Consider the following 18383-nt stretch of genomic DNA (forward strand, 5'->3'; position numbering starts at 1 on the left):
GAGGAAGAAAAATGAAATCTTTCAAAAAATGGTTATTTGCTTTGATGTCAGCATTCATGTTACTCGGAGCTGCAACAGCATGCTCAAATACTAGTTCAAAAACAGATGATTCGAACACAGAACAAACAGACGATAACTCCCAAAATGATGGGTCACAAACTGAAGATAACAATTCTGGTCAATAAGCTGTAAAAGTAAGTAACAGAAAATAAAAGGGGCTATCCAATAAGTCGATATTCGACTAATGGATGCCCCTTTTTACGTTTTAAGAATACTGATATATCAACATTCTAATTTTTTATTATTCCTTTATAAGCGAGAAAATTCCTTCTTCAATTGGGAGCTGGGTGCTTGTGATCAAATTGTTAACGGCACTGAAAAGCCCTTTGATTGAAGAAGTCATAATATCAGGGTCGATACCACAGCCCCAATAAACTGTACCATTTTCAGTCGTAATGCCTACATATGAGGCAGCATTAGACTTGGAGCCAATCTCCAGCGCATGCTCCTTATAGACTAAATCTTTATAATTGATTCCCAAATTGTTTTGGAGAACATTGTTGATGGCATCCAGCTTTCCATTACCAACACCTGTAAATTCGTGAACCTCATCACTGATTCGCATGGAAACAACAGTTTCATATTCTTCATTATGAGTGAAACTATATTTTATAAACTCTACCGGCGAAGCAATATTGACATATTCCTTCTTAAAGATGTCAAGAATTTCATCAGGCATAAGTTCTTTATGCAGATGGTCTGAAACATTTTTGACATGATAGCCAAAGTTTTCACGCATTTTAGCAGGGAGATCGAGACCAAAATTTTGCTCCAGTATGTAGCCGATTCCGCCTTTACCAGATTGACTGTTAATCCGGATGATATCCCCCTCGTACTCTCTGCCGATATCTTTTGGATCAATTAATAGATATGGAACTGTCCAATACTGACGCTCTTCTTCTTCGCGCCATTTCATTCCTTTTGCAATGGCATCTTGGTGAGAGCCGGAGAATGCTGTAAAGACTAGTTCACCGCCATATGGGTGTCTTTCATGGACTTTCATTCTCGTTAACTTTTCACAAGCCGCAATGATTTCACGGATGTTTTCAAAATGAAGGTGCGGGTCTACACCATGTGAAAACATGTTGAGAGCTAAGGTGACAATATCGACGTTTCCAGTTCTTTCACCATTGCCAAACAGTGTTCCTTCCACACGCTGTGCTCCTGCAAGCATGGCAAGCTCTGCATCAGCTACTCCTGTTCCCCTGTCATTGTGTGGGTGAACAGACAAGATGACATTATCACGGTAGTTAAGATGATCGCTCATAAATTCAATTTGGCTTGCATACACGTGCGGCATGGACATCGAAACGGTTGCAGGCAGGTTAATAATCACCTTATTGTCAGCTGTTGGCTGCCAAACGTCCAGCACCCGGTTACAGATTTCAAGCGCAAATTCCATCTCGGTTCCAGTAAAGCTCTCTGGTGAATACTGGAATTGGAAATTTCCTTCTGTTTTAGCCGCATATTCTTTTAGCATTTTTGCTCCGCTTACAGCAATATTAATAATTTCTTCTTCAGATTTCCGAAAAACCTGCTCGCGCTGGGCAACAGAAGTCGAGTTGTAAAGGTGGACAACTGCTTTGTTTACCCCTTTTAATGCTTCAAATGTTTTTTCAATAATATGATCCCTTGACTGTGTCAATACTTGAACGGTTACGTCCTCAGGAATCATATCCTTTTCGATTAATGTACGAAGGAACTGAAATTCTGTTTCAGACGCAGCCGGAAAGCCTACTTCAATTTCCTTGAAACCTACTTCCAAGAGCATTTGAAAATATTCAAGCTTCTCCTCCAAATTCATTGGGATCACCAATGCCTGGTTTCCATCCCTTAGATCAACACTGCACCATGTCGGCGCTTCTGTAATATATTCTTTCTCTGTCCACTTTAAGCTTTTCACTGGAGGCATAAAATATCCTCTTGCATATTTTTCAACATTTTTCATTCGTAACATCCACCTTTACTTTTTAATCATCCAATAGAAAATAAAAAAGCCTATCATCTCATAAGAGACGACAGGCTTTGCCTACGTGGTACCACTCTTCTTGATTCGCACTAAAACTGTACGAATCCACTTTATGACTTGATTACGGCGGTCAACCGTTAAGGCCTACATGTCAGCCTTACCACTCCTGGGCGAGTTGGGGAATTTATTGACTGCCTTTCACCACCCGGCAGCTCTCTAAACAATAGGAATTCCTTAATACTCCCATTCATTGTGTTTTATATCTCGTTGGAATTTTTTGATTTTTCTCATTCTACACCCACTATTAAAAATAATCAAGACTTTATGGGCAATTTTTTTATAATAAATAAAATTCGACAAAATCCATCAAATTAAAGAAGTGACCAGACAAAGTGTTATTATTGCCGCAAAAACGCCTCAGTCGAAACAATGTTGGCATACATCCCATTAAGTGCACCAATAAACGCATAATGTACCTGCTCAGCCGGTACAACCTTATCTTGATACCTTAAGTCCGTTGTTGTACATGCATCCTCGATAAGTGTGGTTTCAAACCCCAGCTCCTTTGCAGCACGTACTGTCGCATCAATACACATATGTGTCATCATACCCACAATCACCAGCTTAGTCACCCCGTTTTCTTTTAATTTGCTTTCTAATTCGGTTTGGAAAAAGCTATTCGGTGAATGTTTGACAATAATACTTTCATTTTCCAGCGGTAAAACTGCTTCATTTATATTGGCTCCCTCCGTGTTTGGAAGAAAGAAGCCCGCTCCTTCATTGATTGAAATATGTTGAATATGAAAAATGGGATCGTGATTCTGTCTAAACATTTCAAGGATTCTACGTGCGTTATCTGCGGCTTTTACTGGATTGCTTAATTCCATCCTTCCTTTTGGAAAATAATCATTTTGAATATCCACTATAAGTAAAGCTGTGCTCATACTTTTCACCTCATTAAAAAATAAATTATAATAGAATTGTACATAATATTTTGATTTTTATCGATACACTGATGAAACACTTTCTGATCAAATCATTTCATTGCGAAAGGAATTTATATGGAACTTGATAAAATTGATTTTCAAATACTTCGGATTTTATCCGAAAATTCACGTATCCAATGGAAAGAATTAGGAGAACAAATTCATATGACCGGGCAGGCAGTCGGGAATCGGATAAAAAAACTCGAGGACAATGGTGTTATTAAAGCTTACTCCCTTATCATCAATGAATTAAAATTAGGACTATCATTTACGGCATTTGTCATTGTCTATTTAAAAACCAATAATCATGATTCGTTTATTCGTTTTGTTCAAGACCAAAATGAGGTTGTTGAAGGACATCGAATATCTGGAAGAGGCTGTTACCATATAACAATAAAGGTGGAATCCCAAGAGCATTTGAATCAGTTTCTCGATAAACTTCTGGAATATGGGAACTATAGTTTATCTTTATCCATTCAAGAGATAAAGCGGCGCCATCCTTTGTCTGCAACATGACAATCCTGATTCATAAGAAAAGGCTGCCAGTCATTTGGCAGCCTTTTCTTGTTTATTTTTATTAGGTTCTGCAAGATCTGCAATCATTCAAGACAATTCAATGATACCGACCCTCTATTTCTTAGGAATTTCACACCCATTTTCGTCACAGTTCAAGCCATCTTCTGTATTTAAAACAACAATTTCATCCTCAGCAATGACTTTATTTAAAGCTTGGACAAAAACCTCAACTGGCTGTGCACCTGAAAGCGCGTATTTTTTATTGATTAGGAAAAATGGGACACCTGTAATCCGATACTGCTGGGCAGCCTGCTCATCTGCACGGACCTCTGCCGTCATTTCATCACTTGCCAGCAGCTTTTCAACAGCCTCACGGTTCAAACCAACTTCAACAGCCAAATCCGCCAATGTTTGATGATCCCCTATGTGCTTTGATTCACTAAAATGAGCCCGTAAAATCCGTTCTGTCATTTCTTTCATTAACCCCTGCGATTTAGCATACATGGTCAACCGGTGGGCATCGAAAGTATTAGTTAAAATAAGAGTATCCATCTGATAATCCAATCCAGCATTCTTCGCCATTTGTACCATGTTTTGAGTATTTGCTTTCGCTTGTTCAATACTCATACCATATTTTTTAGCTAGAGATTCATAGATATTTTCTTTAATATCCCTTCCTGCTGATGGATCTAATTCGTAGCACCGATATGTCACGTCTATTGGGTGGTCAATCTGTTTAATGGCATCCTCCAGATGCCGTTTGCCAATATAGCAAAATGGTCAAGCGAAGTCAGTCCACATTTCAATTTGCACTGATAATCCCTCCAAATCGTTTTCTCTATTCTAGTATAAGTGACAGGCTTGTTTTTTACACACAATGTGACTCAAGCAATCGACGGTTTCAAGTTTTACCATTAACCCTTTTTCAAAAAAACTTTCTTCTACCGTTCAAGGAAATCCATATGTATATAAGTAAAAAATATACAGAGGTATAAATCATTGGACAAACAAAATAGTAAGTTTAGATGGGTTGTATTTGCTTCTGTTTTATTTACCTATTTGATTATGTCCAGTCAACGGACTGCACCTGGTCTGGTGATAGACCAAATCATGAATGATTTTCATGTAACAGCTACTACAATAGGCCTGCTGACAAGTATCCAATTTTTTGTCTATACAGGACTGCAAATTCCGATGGGGCTCTTGGCTGACCGTTTTGGGCCCAATTTTTTTCTCATTACAGGGGCATTTCTTACAGGCTTGGGGACCATCATTTATAGTTTTGGCACTCATGAATTTGTCTTATTTTTAGCGAGAATTATGACAGGAACCGGAGATGCAACCATATGGGTCAACACAGTGTTGATTTTGAGTCAGTGGTTTAGCAAAAAAGAATTTACCCGATTAATTGGTGTAGCGGCTGCGACAGGAAGCCTGGGTTTCCTTTTGGCAACGGTCCCTTTTGCCGCATGGATTACCTTGCTTGGCTGGAGGGGGGCATTTTTTTCAGCAGGACTGCTATTATGTTTATGTGGAATTTGGCTTTATTTTATCCTAGTAAAAAAACCAAAGCAGTCCATATTTGTTAAAAATAATATACAACGTGAAAAAACGTGGGTTTTACTGCGAAGAATTTTTTCTACCCGGCAGGCATGGGGATTATTTTTTTGTCACTTTGGGATTGTTGGCACATATGTAGGGTTTATCAGCTCTTGGGCTGTACCCTATGGGATGAATATGTATGACATGACACGATCACATGCAAGTCAGCTTATTTTAATTGGTCTAGTCGGGGCTCTTATCGGGGCTCCATTATCCGGCTGGATTTCAAGCAGGCTGAATTCCATTAAACGTCCGTATATTGTGGTTCATATCATTCTTATATTATGCTGGTCTGCCTTTCTGTTGTTTAAAGGGAATCCGCCGTTACACATACTAATTGTTTTGTTTTTTATTATCGGCCTTGCATATGGAGCAAATGCCTTAACATTTGCTTGCGTCCGACAGTCTTTTCCTTTACATGAATCAGGAATTGTCTCAGGGTTTGCCAATACCGGTGGATTTCTAAGTGCTGTCTTGCTGCCAAGCATTTTTGGAAAGATATTGGATTACTTTGAATCGGCATCTGGCGGTCTAAGTGCCGGTTACTTTTACGGGTTCATCACGCCTGCTGCCTTCTCCATCATTGGATTGATTGGTGTGAGTATTATTAAGGAAAGAGAAAGAATGCGGGAGGAGAAATCTATTTCTAATTAGGATTTCTTTATATCATATACACTCCTTTGGCACACGCACGGGAAAAGGAACCAGGCTCTTTTTTCCGGCATGCTCTATTTGGTGCTCACACGGGTAAATGGAAAGGAGCCTGGGAAGGTTGGAAAATCAAAAGCAGCGCCACTCGCGCACTATGAACTCTTTTTAGTGCGCGGGATCGTCAATTGCTGTGTCTCGCGCGTACTATAAACTCTTTTTAGTGCGCGAAATCGTCAATTGCTGTGTCTCTCGCGCACTTTGAACTCTTTTTAGTGCGCGGAATCGTCAAAATGCGGTGTATCTCGCGTGCTATGAACTCTTTTTAGTGCGCGGGATCGTCAATTGCTGTATCTCGCGCGCACTTTGAACTCTTTTTAGTGCGCGGAATCGTCAAATGTGGTGTATCTCGCGCACTTTGAACTCTTTTTAGTGCGCGGGATCGTCAATTGCTGTATCTCGCGCGCACTTTGAACTCTTTTTAGTGCGCGGAATCGTCAAACGCGGTGTCCCTCGCGCACTTTGAACTCTTTTTAGTGCGCGGAATCGTCAAATGTGGTGTATCTCGCGTACTATGAACTCTTTTTAGTGCGCGGAATCGTCAAATGCAGTATCTCTCGCGCACTATGAACTCTTTTTAGTGCGCGGAATCGTCAAATGTGGTGTATCTCGCGCACTTTGAACTCTTTTTAGTGCGCGAGATCGTCAAATACTGTGTCTCTCGCGCACTATAAACTGTTCCTTCTCCCCTCTTACCCTCACTCCAAATCCCATTCGGGCTAGAAATAGTTTCTTTTTACCTTTTGCCCTCATTCCAGTCCCGTTCGGGCAATAGAACCAGGCTCTTTTTACCGGCACTCTGCATTTCGACCTCACTCGGGCAAACCTCTTCCCCTCATTCCAATCCTGTTTGGGCAAATGAACCGGTTCATTTATACCTCTTGCACTCTTTCCTCCGCACCCGCATGAGCAATGACTATCGTTTCAAATGAAAAGGCACAGTTGATACGACAACATTTCTGCGATAAAGCAAAAAGGTTCGTATGAGTAAGCTTGATTGATTGTGAAGGATATTGTGCCATCCTTTCTTCGGTATAAATTGCGGAATCACAACGGTTACCTGATAATTACCTTCCCTGGCTTTATGCTCAACTGTATCGACAAATTTAGTAAGCGGATTGATAATACTTCTGTAATAAGAGTATAGTGTTACCAATCTTACTTCAGGCTGCCATTTCTTCCATTTCTCTTCAAAATCCTTTACGGCTTCCCTGTCAAAAGCAACATATACGGCGATAATATGGGCAGGTGCAAGGGATTTAGCGTAGTTTAATGTATTTTCTACAACATGGGTCATCCCAGCAACAGGCACAATCATCACATTGCCTTCAATCGTCACAGGCGGCTCGCTCGTTTTAAGGCTAAGCTGGGCTCCGACAGCTTCATAATGCTTTTTAATCCGATGAAAAAGATAAACAATCAGAGGCAGAAAAATTAAAATCGGCCAAACCTGTGTAAATTTGGTCACCAGAAATATTAATGTAACAGTAAAGCTAATCAGAGCACCCGTTGTATTAATAATAAATTTTGGAACCCACCCTTTTGGCTTTTCTCTAAGCCATTTGACCATCATGCCTGACTGAGACAAAGTAAATGGGAGAAAAACCCCAATGGCATAAAGCGGGATTAGGTGCTCTGTAGTTGCTTGGAAAACAATGATTAGAATCATAGAGGCCATTCCAAGTATAATGATGCCGTTTGAATAACCTAATCTGTCCCCTCTAATCAGAAACATTCTTGGAATAAACTTATCCTTCGCCAGGTTAACTGCCAGCAATGGGAAAGCGGAGTATCCTGTGTTTGCTGCAAGAACTAAGATCAGTGCTGTCGTTCCTTGAATAAAGAAATAAACAAAATTCCGCCCAAAGGTTTCTTCCGCAATTTGAGAAACAACGGTAACCTTTTCATTTGGAGTTATTCCGTAATAATAAGCTAAAAATACGATCCCCGAAAACAGAATAGCAAGCAGTGCTCCCATTGCCAATAATGTTTTAGCCGCATTGTTGGGAGCAGGTTCCTTAAAGTTGGGAATAGCATTTGAGATGGCTTCAACCCCTGTTAAAGCAGAACTTCCTGAAGCAAATGCCCTTAAAAGAATAAACAAACTAATTCCAGCCACAGGTGTTCCAATTGGATTGTGTAAATGAGGAGAAACCCCTCCAGTTAAAATTTTAAATAACCCTACACCAATTAATATAAACAATGCTAAAACGAAAAGGTAAACGGGATAGGCTAATACAGAAGCAGACTCCGTTACTCCTCTTAGATTCAAAATGGTTATAAGAAATACAAATACCAAGGCAATTTCCACGTTATAGCCATGTAAAGCGGGAAAGGCTGATGTTATGGCATCCGTCCCAGCAGAAACACTAACAGCAACCGTTAAAATATAGTCTACCAGAAGGGATCCTCCTGCTATTAAGCCGGCATTTACACCTAAATTACTTTTAGAAACTACATAGGCTCCCCCGCCATGAGGATAAGCAAAAATAATTTGTCTATAAGACAAAATGAGTGCTGTCAAAAGAATGAGTACACCCACTGCAATAGGAACGGAATACCAAAAAGCTGCTGCACCTATCGTAAATAAAACAATTAAAATTTGTTCAGGACCATATGCCACAGATGAAAGAGCATCAGATGAAAGGATGGCTAATGCTTTCGTTTTATTTAGTTTCTGTTCTCCCAGCTCGTTTGATTTTAATGGCCGTCCAATTAAGAGCCTTTTTATAGATGTTAACATTCATTGCTCACCGCCTGAAAAAGTGTATCAAGATTATTGGTTCCATTGAAAAAAGTCTTTGGAGCTAAACTGGGAAACTTTAAAAAAAGATTCATATAAATAAAAAAAAGCGCCTGCAAGTCACATGAAATAGACCTGTAGACACATTATTGTAAAAATGCCACAAGCTCCACCTTCCTCTCAATATAACGCTTACGAGGTTAGCTGTCGGATTCGGGCCTTTGAGTAGCCCTACCTAAAAAGGATTCACCCCATGGGTCAGTATCATCCCACAAAAATGGTTCCCCCGCACCAAACGGTTTCAGCGATTTAGAAATTTGAAACTGTGAATATATTACTCCTCCGTTTGGCCATTGTAAATACATTTTTTCCTTAAAATTTCTAAATGGAATAACAAAATTTCATATATCCAACAATAGGCAAAATTGATTAGGATTTTGTTTAGTATTATATAGCAGGGCACCGTACTTGATTAGGTAAAAAGATGGTAAAATAGTAAAAAATCATTTTAATGGAGGTTAACAATGAACGTTGAGGAGATAATGGAAAAGCTTGCAGAGCTGGGTTCGGAACAAACGAAAAAAACATTTATAAATCATGGAGCGAGCGGAAGCCTTTTTGGAGTAAAAGTTGGAGATTTAAAAAAGCTCGTCAAATATGTAAAAAAAGACCAGGATTTAGCCTTGGCACTATATGATACTGGAAATTCAGATGCGATGTATTTAGCAGGACTGTCTGTTAACCCAAAATTGATGACAATAGAAACCCTCCAAAATTGGGTAAAAAAAGCAAACTGGTATATGCTTGCAGAATATACAGTTGCAGGTGTGGCAGCTGAAAGTCCTCATGCTATGGAACTTGCACGTAAATGGATGGAGTCAGATGAAGAAATGATTGCAGCTGCCGGCTGGAGCACTTATGCCAACTATTTATCCATTACCCCTGATGAAAAACTGGATTTAGAGGAAATACGTGCCCTGCTCCATAGGGCTGAAACAACAATTCATCTAGAAAAAAACCGTGTCTGCTATTGTATGAACGGCTTTGTAATTAGTGTAGGAGCGTATGTAAAAGCTTTGCATGATGAAGCGATTAAGGCTGCTGAAACCATCGGTAAGGTTCAGGTTAATATGGGCAAGACTGCATGTAAAGTTCCTCTCGCCGTTTCCTATATAAAAAAAATAGAAGATCGTAATAAAATTGGTGTAAAACGGAAGACTTGTATATGTTAATAAGCTCGTAAATTATCCACGGAATCGTTGCTGAAGATTTTACTTAACCCCTCGATTTCTTAGTGACCGGTAATTCTAGATAAATGGCCTATCTCTACGATTTGTAATTAAAATCATAAACTTAATTGATTAGTCATGAATTACATTAGTTTTCGGCATGTCCATGCTGGATAAATAATCAAAGATTCCAAATCTAATTTATCAAAGTACTCCAAGGATGATGAAAAGAATCTGCAACTTCAAATCCATATAGATGGTCACTGTCCTTTAAACTTCACCAGAAAATTTACAACCAAAGCTGCTAAGAAAGAATCCATGGGGACGGTTCTGCTAGTTTCTTTATACATGCAATCAATCCAACACAGGCCGTAAGAACCGTCCCTGTTCCTTTATTACCTTGGTTTAATCATCTGAACTTTCTTCAAAATCGCTTGATTCATCATCCCCGAATTCAAAGTCATCCACCACATATGGGTTTGAATTCGTCTGAATAAAACGGACAGCATTTAATCCAATCATTTGCGCAGCAGTTGAGGTATTTCCGTCCGGTAAAATAGGGGCGATGGATAGGTCGGCTACCTTTAGGTTTATAGTTCCAAAGACATCCAGACAGCCATTCACTACCCCTTCTTCGATTGTACCTGCCATTTTACATTGCCCTCCGAAATGAGTAAAAAGTGCATATGAAGCCCTAACAAATGCAGCTAATGCAGCCCGCTTTTTCTCATCTTCCAATAGGAATATACTCTCATCAGGATAAACTACCTTGCCGATACCTCCCCCGCCAATCTGACGAGCGCGAACAATCATATTATATGTCTCGATATATTGATCCACCAAAAAATGGAGATCATCCGGATTTGCCAGCGGGTTTAAATCAATGGATGGATATGCCTCCGGGTCGCTATGGGAAACCATGACCGAGCCGCGGCTTCTAGGATTTAGATCTGCAATTCCAATACTCATGATATTCGTATCTTTTCTTTCGTCATACTCCCAACCGTTTATTATCACTTCATTACTAGGTAAAAATAGCGGCATTGGAAGTCCCAGTAATTGAAGGCGACGGCCGCCTGCAGGATTATTTACTCTTTTAAACGCTCCAAGCACGACTGGCTGATTTGGATCTGCATCCCTTACCTCTTTAAGTTTCTCTTTTTCCACTTCAACCCCCATACCGACAAACCAATGTGTTTGGAAATTGTAACCAACTTGAGGACTTTCAATCAGGGGGGTTATTCCTGCTTTTCTTAAATCTTCAGACCTTCCAATCCCTGATCGCTGGAGGATGACAGAAGAAAATTGGCCGGCAGAAACAATAATCCCTTTTCGCGCAAACATGACTTGAGAAACCCCGTCTTTAACAAACTCCACACCTACAGCGACTTGGTATCCTTTTTTCTTTTTAAACAGTATTTTGTTGACTATCGTTTTTGCTAACAGGAGTAATTGTCTCTTACCAACCCCCATCTCGTCAGGGTGGAATTCATTTCCTTGAGTTACAATTTGATCGTTTAAATACCCGGTCGCAGTCGAAGAGCGAACCAGTTTTCCGTTTTCCTCTCTTTGAGTAAATTGGCCCTTAAGGGATGTCACATCCCTTATTCCCGTGTTATAATCTTTTTCCACTGGAATATGAAAAACATCTGAGGCTGCTTGAGTTAAGGTTTGGATTAACCCTCCATTTGGAATGTTTTGTTGTCTCACAAAAATGGGACCATCATCCCCTCGTTCTTGAGGGCTTTGGGTCTCCCCTGTATAAGTTTCATTTTTAATAAATAACGGGCGAATATTATTGTATTTCCATTGATCATTCCCAGCTATAGCTGCCCATGTATCGTAAAGGTCACTGCTTCCACGAACAGCATACATCGCATTATGTTCAGAACTTCCTCCAATAGCTCGTCCACTTTGAGTGAGCAGCTGGCGCCCTAGTACCAGTTCAAGTTTAGTAGCGATATTAAACGAAAATTTATTATCTGTGGAATTAAGAAGGGATAATAAAACATCGGGGCTGCTTAATTGTTGAGTCATGTTTGTTCCTGCTTCAAGCACAAGTACACTGGTATGATAGTCATCTGATAGTTCCTTTGCGATAATTCCTCCTGCGGTACCTGCTCCAATCACAATATAATCAAACACCTTCTTATCAGATTTATGGTTCAAAAAATCATCTCCTTTCATACTAATTAAGGTATGTAAAACTACTAGGGTGAGAAATAATTTTATTACCTATTTTTCACATTTTGTGTTTTTGACCTGGATACAGGTTTATGGGGTTTGAAAAATGGGATGTTTTGAATTTGATGGCAGCTAAAAGGCAATCCTTTTGTTCTATGCTTTTTAAAAGAATTGAGGAATATGTTGAAAGTCATTTATGTATGTTCAAAAACGTGGGCTGAATCGTCTTATTTAAACTTCTATAATGGTAACACGGTAAAAAAAATGCTAACCTCGCCAAAATAGGTTTTTAGAATACTTCCAAATAGCAAATGATTTATGCGGTAATAGAACAACTTGTATCGGCAAATTTTGGACAGAATATCTTAGAAGTACTATCATTTAGTAAAAGTTAAAATGAGGGTGGTTCAGATGAAACCATTTAAAGAAAAGGATAAACATAAAAAGAAGAAAATTCGTCATTCTATAATGGAAGAAATCATGGAATGTATTTTCGAGGGAATCTTAGGTTTGTTATGGAGAGTAATCGTTGGTTTTTTTCATCTATTGGCACGATTAATAGCATCTATTTTTCACCATCTTCCGTAACGCTGAAAAAAAGGCGTTTTCAATCATTCAGAAAGCGCCCTGGCAGGTCCAAGCTCATCTTATATTCTGCTTTTTCGGAAATGACAATTGTAATCACCAGTTATTAACCAAAGAATAAATCCAGAATATTGGATGAAGTTGAAGATTGTTTATTATAGAACTCTGAATACCCGCAATTTTTACAGTAAACCACAATAAACCTATTATGCTGCACATCAAGAATTTTTGATAAACCTGTACCTGTCATGGCCACTTCCTTTTTTCCAGCATCTGAACTTCCACATTTAATACAACCTTTTTCTGACATACTTATTCTCCTCCTTAACAACCTTAACAAACTAATAATTTATACTCTAATACGGGCGAAACTCGAAAAGGATTCAGAAAATATCCATTTCTTCACTATTTAAATGTATTGAAGGAAATGAAATGTTTCATCTTGAAATATGTTTATGTATGTGAAAGTGAATTTATTTAAGAACCATCCTAAATATGCAATACTTTTGGTGAAATATCGTCATTGAGAAAGGAATCATTATGCAAATCATTAACGTTAGAGAACATCCCGAGTATAAAGAAAAAGCCATTAAATATTTTCAAACCAAATGGGCAAACGAAAACAGTATGAAGGTATATGAGAACTGTATTACACACAGCCTTAACACGGAAAGTCCACTTCCAATTTGGTATTTAATAGTGGATTTAGGCGAAATAATTGGCTGTGCAGGTCTAATTACGAATGATTTTATCAGCCGCATGGATCTATGGCCTTGGATCTGTGCTCTTTATGTAGAAAAAAGTTATCGTGGCAGGTCTTTAGGGAAAGAACTGCTTTTACGAGCTAAAGCTGATGCAGAAAAAGCAGGATTTCATAAAGTTTATCTTTGTGCTGACCTCACAGGGTACTATGAAAAATATGGATTTACTTATATTGGCGAAGGATATCATCCTTGGGGAAGCAGTTCAAAAATTTATGAGAGCAATAGCCGATAAGTATTTCAGTTTAGCACTTCTGTCAGAAACCAAGATAAACTGGCAATTCTTTTGAAATCAGACTTCATGAAGTTATCCACTTCTTATAAATTACTTTAACTAAAATTCGCTGTAATTCTTGGGATAAACTTAGTGCTTTTAAATAAATAATAAAATGGTTAGATAAGAAATGGAGGTGAACTAGTATGCAGCAGGATCAACAAGCTAAAGAGAACTTAAGCTCGGTCATGAAACCAGAATTTGCTGGAACGGATGCACAAAAGGTAAAACAAGAGATTCAAAAAGATGTAAATGCAGGACAAGGTGCAATGACTTCACGTGAAGCTGGAGCCATGCGGGATTAATAATTCACTAAAGAGGTTGAAACAATTTTCAACCTCTTTTTCTCATTTAAAATTATTCTTCATCCATAAATGGATAGGTAATATCTGTAATTGGTGCAAGGTTTTCTTTGATAACACGCGGGCTGGTCCAACGAACCATGTTAAATACCGAACCTGCTTTATCGTTTGTACCAGAACCGCGGGAACCGCCAAACGGCTGTTGACTTACCACTGCGCCAGTTGGTTTATCATTTATATAGAAGTTACCAGCAGCGCCGGATAAGCGGCGTTCTAAATGAATGATAGCTTGACGATCTTGTGCAAAGATTGAACCTGTTAACGCATACATAGAAGCTTTGTCTACAGCATTCAACGTTTCTTCTAATTGGTCATTCTCATACACATAAACGGTTAATACGGGTCCAAAAATTTCCTCTGTCATAGTTTTGAAGTTTGGATTGGTCGTCACAATGATAGTAGGTTGAACGAAATATCCAACAGAATCATCATACGTACCACCAGCAATAATTTCTGCTTCATCAGAATTTGCTGCATAGTCAATATAGCTTGCAATAGTATCAAAAGCGGCTTGATCAATGACAGCACCCATAAAGTTCGTAAAGTCACGTACATCCCCTACTTTAAGTTTCGCTGTTTCTTCCAATAAACCAGCTTTCACTTCTTCCCACATGCTTGCTGGGATGTAAGCACGAGAGGCTGCTGAACATTTTTGACCTTGGTATTCGAACGCACCGCGAACAAGGTTAGATGCAACTTTGTCAACTTGTGCTGACTCATGTGCAAATACAAAGTCTTTACCGCCTGTTTCCCCGATTAAACGAGGATAAGATTGATAGTTTGCAATGTTCTCTCCTACTGTTTTCCAAATAGTTTGAAAGGTACTGGTTGATCCAGTAAAATGGAATCCAGACATACGCGGGTCTGTTAGTACTACTTCTGAGACCTGAGTACCACGAGAAGGCACGAAGTTAATGACGCCTTTTGGTAATCCTGCTTCTTGTAAAATACGCATAAAGTAGTAGTTTGCAAGCATTGAAGTTGTGGCTGGCTTCCAAACGACTACATTCCCCATAATAGCAGGAGCTGCTGGCAAATTACCGCCAATTGCTGTGAAATTAAATGGTGAAATCGCTAACACAAATCCGTCTAAAGGACGGTAATCTGTACGATTCCATACATTCTTCGAACTTGCTGGCTGGATTTGATAAATTTGATTGGCACAATAAACGCCAAAACGTAAGAAGTCTGATATTTCTTGTGCAGAATCAATTTCAGCCTGGATCACTGTTTTGGACTGACCTAACATCGTCGCAGCATTCATTACATCACGATATGGACCAGAGATTAAATCAGCAGCTTTTAAGAAAATGGATGCACGGTGTTCCCATGGCATATTTGCCCACGCTTCTTTAGCAGCAATTGCTGCCTCAACAGCATCACGCAGCTCTTTTTCCCCGGCTTGCGAATAGTTTGCTAAAGCATGTTGATGATCATGCGGCATAACCACTTGTTTCACCGTTTCAGTCTTAACGTCTTCCCCATTAATAATCACAGGAATATCCACAACGATACCAGATTGGCGTTGTAATTCCGCTTTCAATTTTTCCCGTTCTTTTGTACCTGGAGCATACGTATAGCCAGGCTCATTTACAGGTGTTGGGATTTTGAAAACTCCGTTACTCATTCTATCAGGCCCTCCTCTGTTTGAATTCCATGTAGCTTCTAACTTGAAAACTTTCCTTCTACGAAAAAATTATAACATACATGGTGCTGGTTTTAAGTTTTTTTGCTTTTAACAAAATAATGAACATTTAGATAATAGTTGCATAAAATTGATGATACGCGTGCCGAAAAACTACAAGACCATATGTAACCTGTTTTATTAAGGCTATTTTCGTAAACTATGTTGTTATGCCAAGAAAAGCAGTGGTTTATTCTATTTAGGAATAAGCGGACTCTGCGAGAAAGCTGGATTACAGGATAGCCCCCTTGGAAGTAAAAAATAAGCGGAAGTTTTGCCGTTATTTGCAAAATTAAATAAATAGTAAAGTATAAGCGGAGTTTTTTCCGTTATTCAATGAAAAGCACCCGATTTTAGCAGTTTAAAATCAAATAAGGGAAATTCCTCCGTCTATTTCAGCTAATTAACATCCAATTTCCTAAATAACGGGAATTTCTACCCCTATTTTTTGAACGAATCTTAAAAAGGGGGCAAAAAGCAACAATCATTTAGAAAAGAGCCTTTATTAAACACAAAACCCACTGTAAAAAAACATAAATGGGAACAGAAATGTAAAAATTTACCCAAAATAAATCAACTGGGATAATGGATGATTAAAATAATAAAGCGGTTAAACTAGTTGCTTTTGATGTAAAATGAATCCCCCTAAAAACACTTTCTTCGGCTAAACCTGCCATTAAAGGTATCATCAAGTTTTTATGAATATGACTGTTCATTAAGACTGTAAGTTTGAACAGCAAAATACAGGCAAGTTAACAATGAAATCACGAATCCACAAAACGTTACTATTCTCTATTTGAAATTTATTTTTAAGTACTCAAAAGGGGTCAAATTTTAATATTTTTTATGTAAAACCAGACCAGATTTTTCCGGATGAAACTTTTAACCACTGCCTCCAACTAAGAGTTGGGGTAGTTTCAATGAATAAATGCAGCCATAATTTTTTATGTCCATAAAAGAAGAAAAATTGGATTAGGTCCCCCGTCAATATTTTAATATCACTCATTTTAATTTCTTTTTCCAAGATTTAATTTGAATTCATCTTTCTCTATTTCCAGCTTTTCTTTTAATTTTTCCTGCGTTTAAATATTAGCTCATAGAAGGATGGAGTGCCGTAACTTTTTATACCCGGCGCAAAAATTTGAACTAACTCCCACCCATCTCTTTCATGCTCATAAACTACTTGATGGTAATCTTCCTCCGGTGTGAGTTTGAAGGTTGATAGTTTAATTTTCACAAATTTATGTTCGTACAATTTCATTGCCTCCCCTAATTTTATGGACCTATCTCATAAACTAATATTTCCCGCCCACTGAAACTCAGAGTCAACTGATTCCTGAATATTAGGATTTACGAAAAAGGATTCCTTTAGATTTGGCTACCAGTTCCTGCTGATCATTATAAATCAAACACTCAGAGTGAATTAAGGTTCTGCCCTGCTTGTCTACTTTAGCATCTGCAATTAAGTAAGTACCTGAAGCTGGTTTTAAAAATGATACATTTAAATCAACCGTCAAGGCTTTTTGTATACCATTTTCATCAGCCTGTATCAAGTTCGACATCGCCACGTCAGCTAATGATGAAATAACGCCGCCATGTACAACACCAGCACTATTTATAAATAAATCCTGGATGGGCAGTCGAATTTGTACATGATCCTCATCTATTCTGTTATATTCAAAACCTAAAAATTCGTCTAATGGCTGCTTAATAAACATCATTTCACCTCTTAAAAAATATTAATTTAGAATATTATACCATTTTTCTTGATTTCTTAGTTTTAGAATGCTAATTTCGAGAGATGAAAATTTTCCAATTGGCAGGAATGTTGTGTTATGATACACAATATATGTTAACTAATTATATTTGTAGTTTACCAATATATAAATATAAGGGAGGAAATAGGATGTATAGGCTGCGCGGTCATCATCTTTTTTGTCTATTAGGTTATCGGGGAATGGGTTATTCCGAAGAATACACGAAAAATATGACTCGTTTGCATCAAACGTTGAGGGAATATCCCGACACATTCATTCAGCTTATAGAAGGACCAGATCAGTTATGTGAAAAATACCCCAATTCAGGTGAATATCACTGCGAAGAAAATCGTATTTATGACAAAGACGCCGCTATTTTAAAAAAATTAGGGCTTAAAATTGGACAAATTCTAACTTGGAAAGACATTGAGACCCATGTCCGGGAGTTTGTCGTTCCTTCTGATATCCAAGTTGAATGTGCAACATGTTCCTGGCGGTCATACGGAGTTTGCGAAGAAGGTATTCAAGAGATTCTGGATGGGAAGGGCTTAAGGAAAGTGGAGTAAGTATGTACTTCCGCTGCCTGACTAGTCAGTAAAACATACAAAATTTTGAAAGGATGAACCAAAAGCTCATCCTTTCATCGTAATTTGCATTTTACGCCTTTTCCGCTAAACGTCTTTGAACTTTACCCATCGATTTCTTTTTGCCGTTCTAATACTCTCTTTTTTAAATTTATCTCACTTATTTTACCCGATTGTTGATAACTGTTTATAAAATCGGCACCAAGTTTTGATTGAGCGAATGTGAAAGGCGCTCTCATTTGTAATGTCCTCCGTCTATTTTCTAAAACAAGAAGTTTCTTTCTTTTTCTATCCTCAAAGTACTTTTGTCCTGTTTTAATTCTTTCCTCAGCCATACTTAGCCATTTTTTTTCAATTTCTTTATTCAACTTCTTCCCTC

At 38.4% G+C, this 18383-nt stretch carries 18 protein-coding genes, 1 riboswitch and 1 other annotated feature; of the genes, 8 read left to right on the forward strand and 10 right to left on the reverse strand.

Features of this window, described 5'->3' with window-relative positions; all coding sequences use genetic code 11:
* Nucleotides 1-11 precede the first annotated feature (11 nt).
* Nucleotides 12-185, forward strand: coding sequence for a hypothetical protein (locus M3183_RS18805; protein ID WP_251472094.1), 174 nt, complete (start codon nt 12-14; stop codon nt 183-185).
* Between the two features lie 116 nt (nt 186-301).
* Here the strand turns inward: M3183_RS18805 and M3183_RS18810 are convergent, their stop codons facing one another.
* Complete coding sequence (locus tag M3183_RS18810) at nt 302-2008, reverse strand: 2-isopropylmalate synthase (protein WP_251472095.1); 1707 nt, start codon at nt 2006-2008, stop codon at nt 302-304.
* 60 nt (nt 2009-2068) lie between these two features.
* Nucleotides 2069-2289, reverse strand: a binding site (T-box leader).
* 138 nt (nt 2290-2427) lie between these two features.
* Nucleotides 2428-2973: a cysteine hydrolase family protein gene (locus M3183_RS18815; protein ID WP_251472097.1), complete on the reverse strand. Its 546-nt coding sequence runs from the start codon at nt 2971-2973 to the stop codon at nt 2428-2430.
* A 117-nt stretch (nt 2974-3090) separates the two neighbouring features.
* Between M3183_RS18815 and M3183_RS18820 the strand changes: the two genes are divergently transcribed.
* The gene (locus M3183_RS18820; RefSeq protein ID WP_251472098.1) at nt 3091-3531 is read left to right on the forward strand and encodes an Lrp/AsnC family transcriptional regulator; all 441 of its coding nucleotides are present in this window, start codon (nt 3091-3093) and stop codon (nt 3529-3531) included.
* A gap of 114 nt (nt 3532-3645) precedes the next feature.
* Here the strand turns inward: M3183_RS18820 and M3183_RS18825 are convergent, their stop codons facing one another.
* Nucleotides 3646-4299 carry a DsbA family oxidoreductase gene (locus M3183_RS18825; RefSeq protein ID WP_311315383.1) on the reverse strand — a complete coding sequence of 218 codons (654 nt, stop codon included), beginning with the start codon at nt 4297-4299 and terminating at the stop codon, nt 3646-3648.
* A gap of 231 nt (nt 4300-4530) precedes the next feature.
* Here M3183_RS18825 and M3183_RS18830 point away from each other — a divergent pair, with 231 nt between their 5' ends.
* Complete coding sequence (locus M3183_RS18830) at nt 4531-5787, forward strand: MFS transporter (protein ID WP_251472099.1); 1257 nt, start codon at nt 4531-4533, stop codon at nt 5785-5787.
* Between the two features lie 970 nt (nt 5788-6757).
* Here M3183_RS18830 and M3183_RS18835 read toward each other — a convergent pair.
* Nucleotides 6758-8584: an APC family permease gene (locus tag M3183_RS18835; protein ID WP_251472100.1), complete on the reverse strand. Its 1827-nt coding sequence runs from the start codon at nt 8582-8584 to the stop codon at nt 6758-6760.
* 174 nt (nt 8585-8758) lie between these two features.
* Nucleotides 8759-8901: riboswitch (cyclic di-AMP (ydaO/yuaA leader) on the reverse strand.
* 207 nt (nt 8902-9108) lie between these two features.
* On the opposite strand from M3183_RS18835, the gene M3183_RS18840 reads away from it, so the two are divergent.
* Nucleotides 9109-9816: a DNA alkylation repair protein gene (locus M3183_RS18840; RefSeq protein WP_251472101.1), complete on the forward strand. Its 708-nt coding sequence runs from the start codon at nt 9109-9111 to the stop codon at nt 9814-9816.
* Between the two features lie 402 nt (nt 9817-10218).
* Here M3183_RS18840 and M3183_RS18845 read toward each other — a convergent pair whose 3' ends face one another.
* A complete protein-coding gene (locus M3183_RS18845) occupies nt 10219-11982 on the reverse strand; it encodes a GMC family oxidoreductase (protein WP_251472102.1) in 1764 nt (587 codons plus the stop codon).
* Nucleotides 11983-12408: 426 nt separating this feature from the next.
* On the opposite strand from M3183_RS18845, the gene M3183_RS18850 reads away from it, so the two are divergent.
* Nucleotides 12409-12585, forward strand: coding sequence for a hypothetical protein (locus M3183_RS18850; RefSeq protein WP_251472103.1), 177 nt, complete (start codon nt 12409-12411; stop codon nt 12583-12585).
* Between the two features lie 103 nt (nt 12586-12688).
* On the opposite strand, the gene M3183_RS18855 is transcribed toward M3183_RS18850, so the two are convergent.
* A complete protein-coding gene (locus M3183_RS18855) occupies nt 12689-12892 on the reverse strand; it encodes a zinc ribbon domain-containing protein (RefSeq protein ID WP_251472105.1) in 204 nt (67 codons plus the stop codon).
* Nucleotides 12893-13122: 230 nt separating this feature from the next.
* Here M3183_RS18855 and M3183_RS18860 point away from each other — a divergent pair, with 230 nt between their 5' ends.
* The gene (locus M3183_RS18860) at nt 13123-13578 is read left to right on the forward strand and encodes a GNAT family N-acetyltransferase (RefSeq protein ID WP_251472107.1); all 456 of its coding nucleotides are present in this window, start codon (nt 13123-13125) and stop codon (nt 13576-13578) included.
* A gap of 185 nt (nt 13579-13763) precedes the next feature.
* Complete coding sequence (locus M3183_RS18865; protein ID WP_251472108.1) at nt 13764-13922, forward strand: hypothetical protein; 159 nt, start codon at nt 13764-13766, stop codon at nt 13920-13922.
* A gap of 52 nt (nt 13923-13974) precedes the next feature.
* On the opposite strand, the gene pruA is transcribed toward M3183_RS18865, so the two are convergent.
* From pruA to M3183_RS18880, 3 genes are all read right to left on the reverse strand, one after another.
* Nucleotides 13975-15606, reverse strand: coding sequence for an L-glutamate gamma-semialdehyde dehydrogenase (gene pruA, locus M3183_RS18870; protein WP_251472109.1), 1632 nt, complete (start codon nt 15604-15606; stop codon nt 13975-13977).
* A gap of 1123 nt (nt 15607-16729) precedes the next feature.
* Nucleotides 16730-16924 (reverse strand): DUF4177 domain-containing protein, encoded by a 195-nt coding sequence (locus M3183_RS18875; protein ID WP_396953737.1) that lies wholly within the window; start codon nt 16922-16924, stop codon nt 16730-16732.
* Between the two features lie 82 nt (nt 16925-17006).
* Nucleotides 17007-17384, reverse strand: a complete 378-nt coding sequence (locus M3183_RS18880; RefSeq protein ID WP_251472111.1) for a PaaI family thioesterase — start codon at nt 17382-17384, stop codon at nt 17007-17009.
* Nucleotides 17385-17569: 185 nt separating this feature from the next.
* On the opposite strand from M3183_RS18880, the gene M3183_RS18885 reads away from it, so the two are divergent.
* Nucleotides 17570-17986 carry a DUF1284 domain-containing protein gene (locus M3183_RS18885; protein WP_251472112.1) on the forward strand — a complete coding sequence of 139 codons (417 nt, stop codon included), beginning with the start codon at nt 17570-17572 and terminating at the stop codon, nt 17984-17986.
* A 122-nt stretch (nt 17987-18108) separates the two neighbouring features.
* Here the strand turns inward: M3183_RS18885 and M3183_RS18890 are convergent, their stop codons facing one another.
* On the reverse strand, nt 18109-18372 hold the full coding sequence (locus M3183_RS18890) for a hypothetical protein (RefSeq protein ID WP_251472113.1): 264 nt from the start codon (nt 18370-18372) through the stop codon (nt 18109-18111).
* Nucleotides 18373-18383 lie beyond the last annotated feature (11 nt).

The sequence above is a fragment of the Neobacillus mesonae genome, assembly GCF_023715155.1.
Classification (GTDB): domain Bacteria; phylum Bacillota; class Bacilli; order Bacillales; family Cytobacillaceae; genus Neobacillus; species Neobacillus mesonae_A.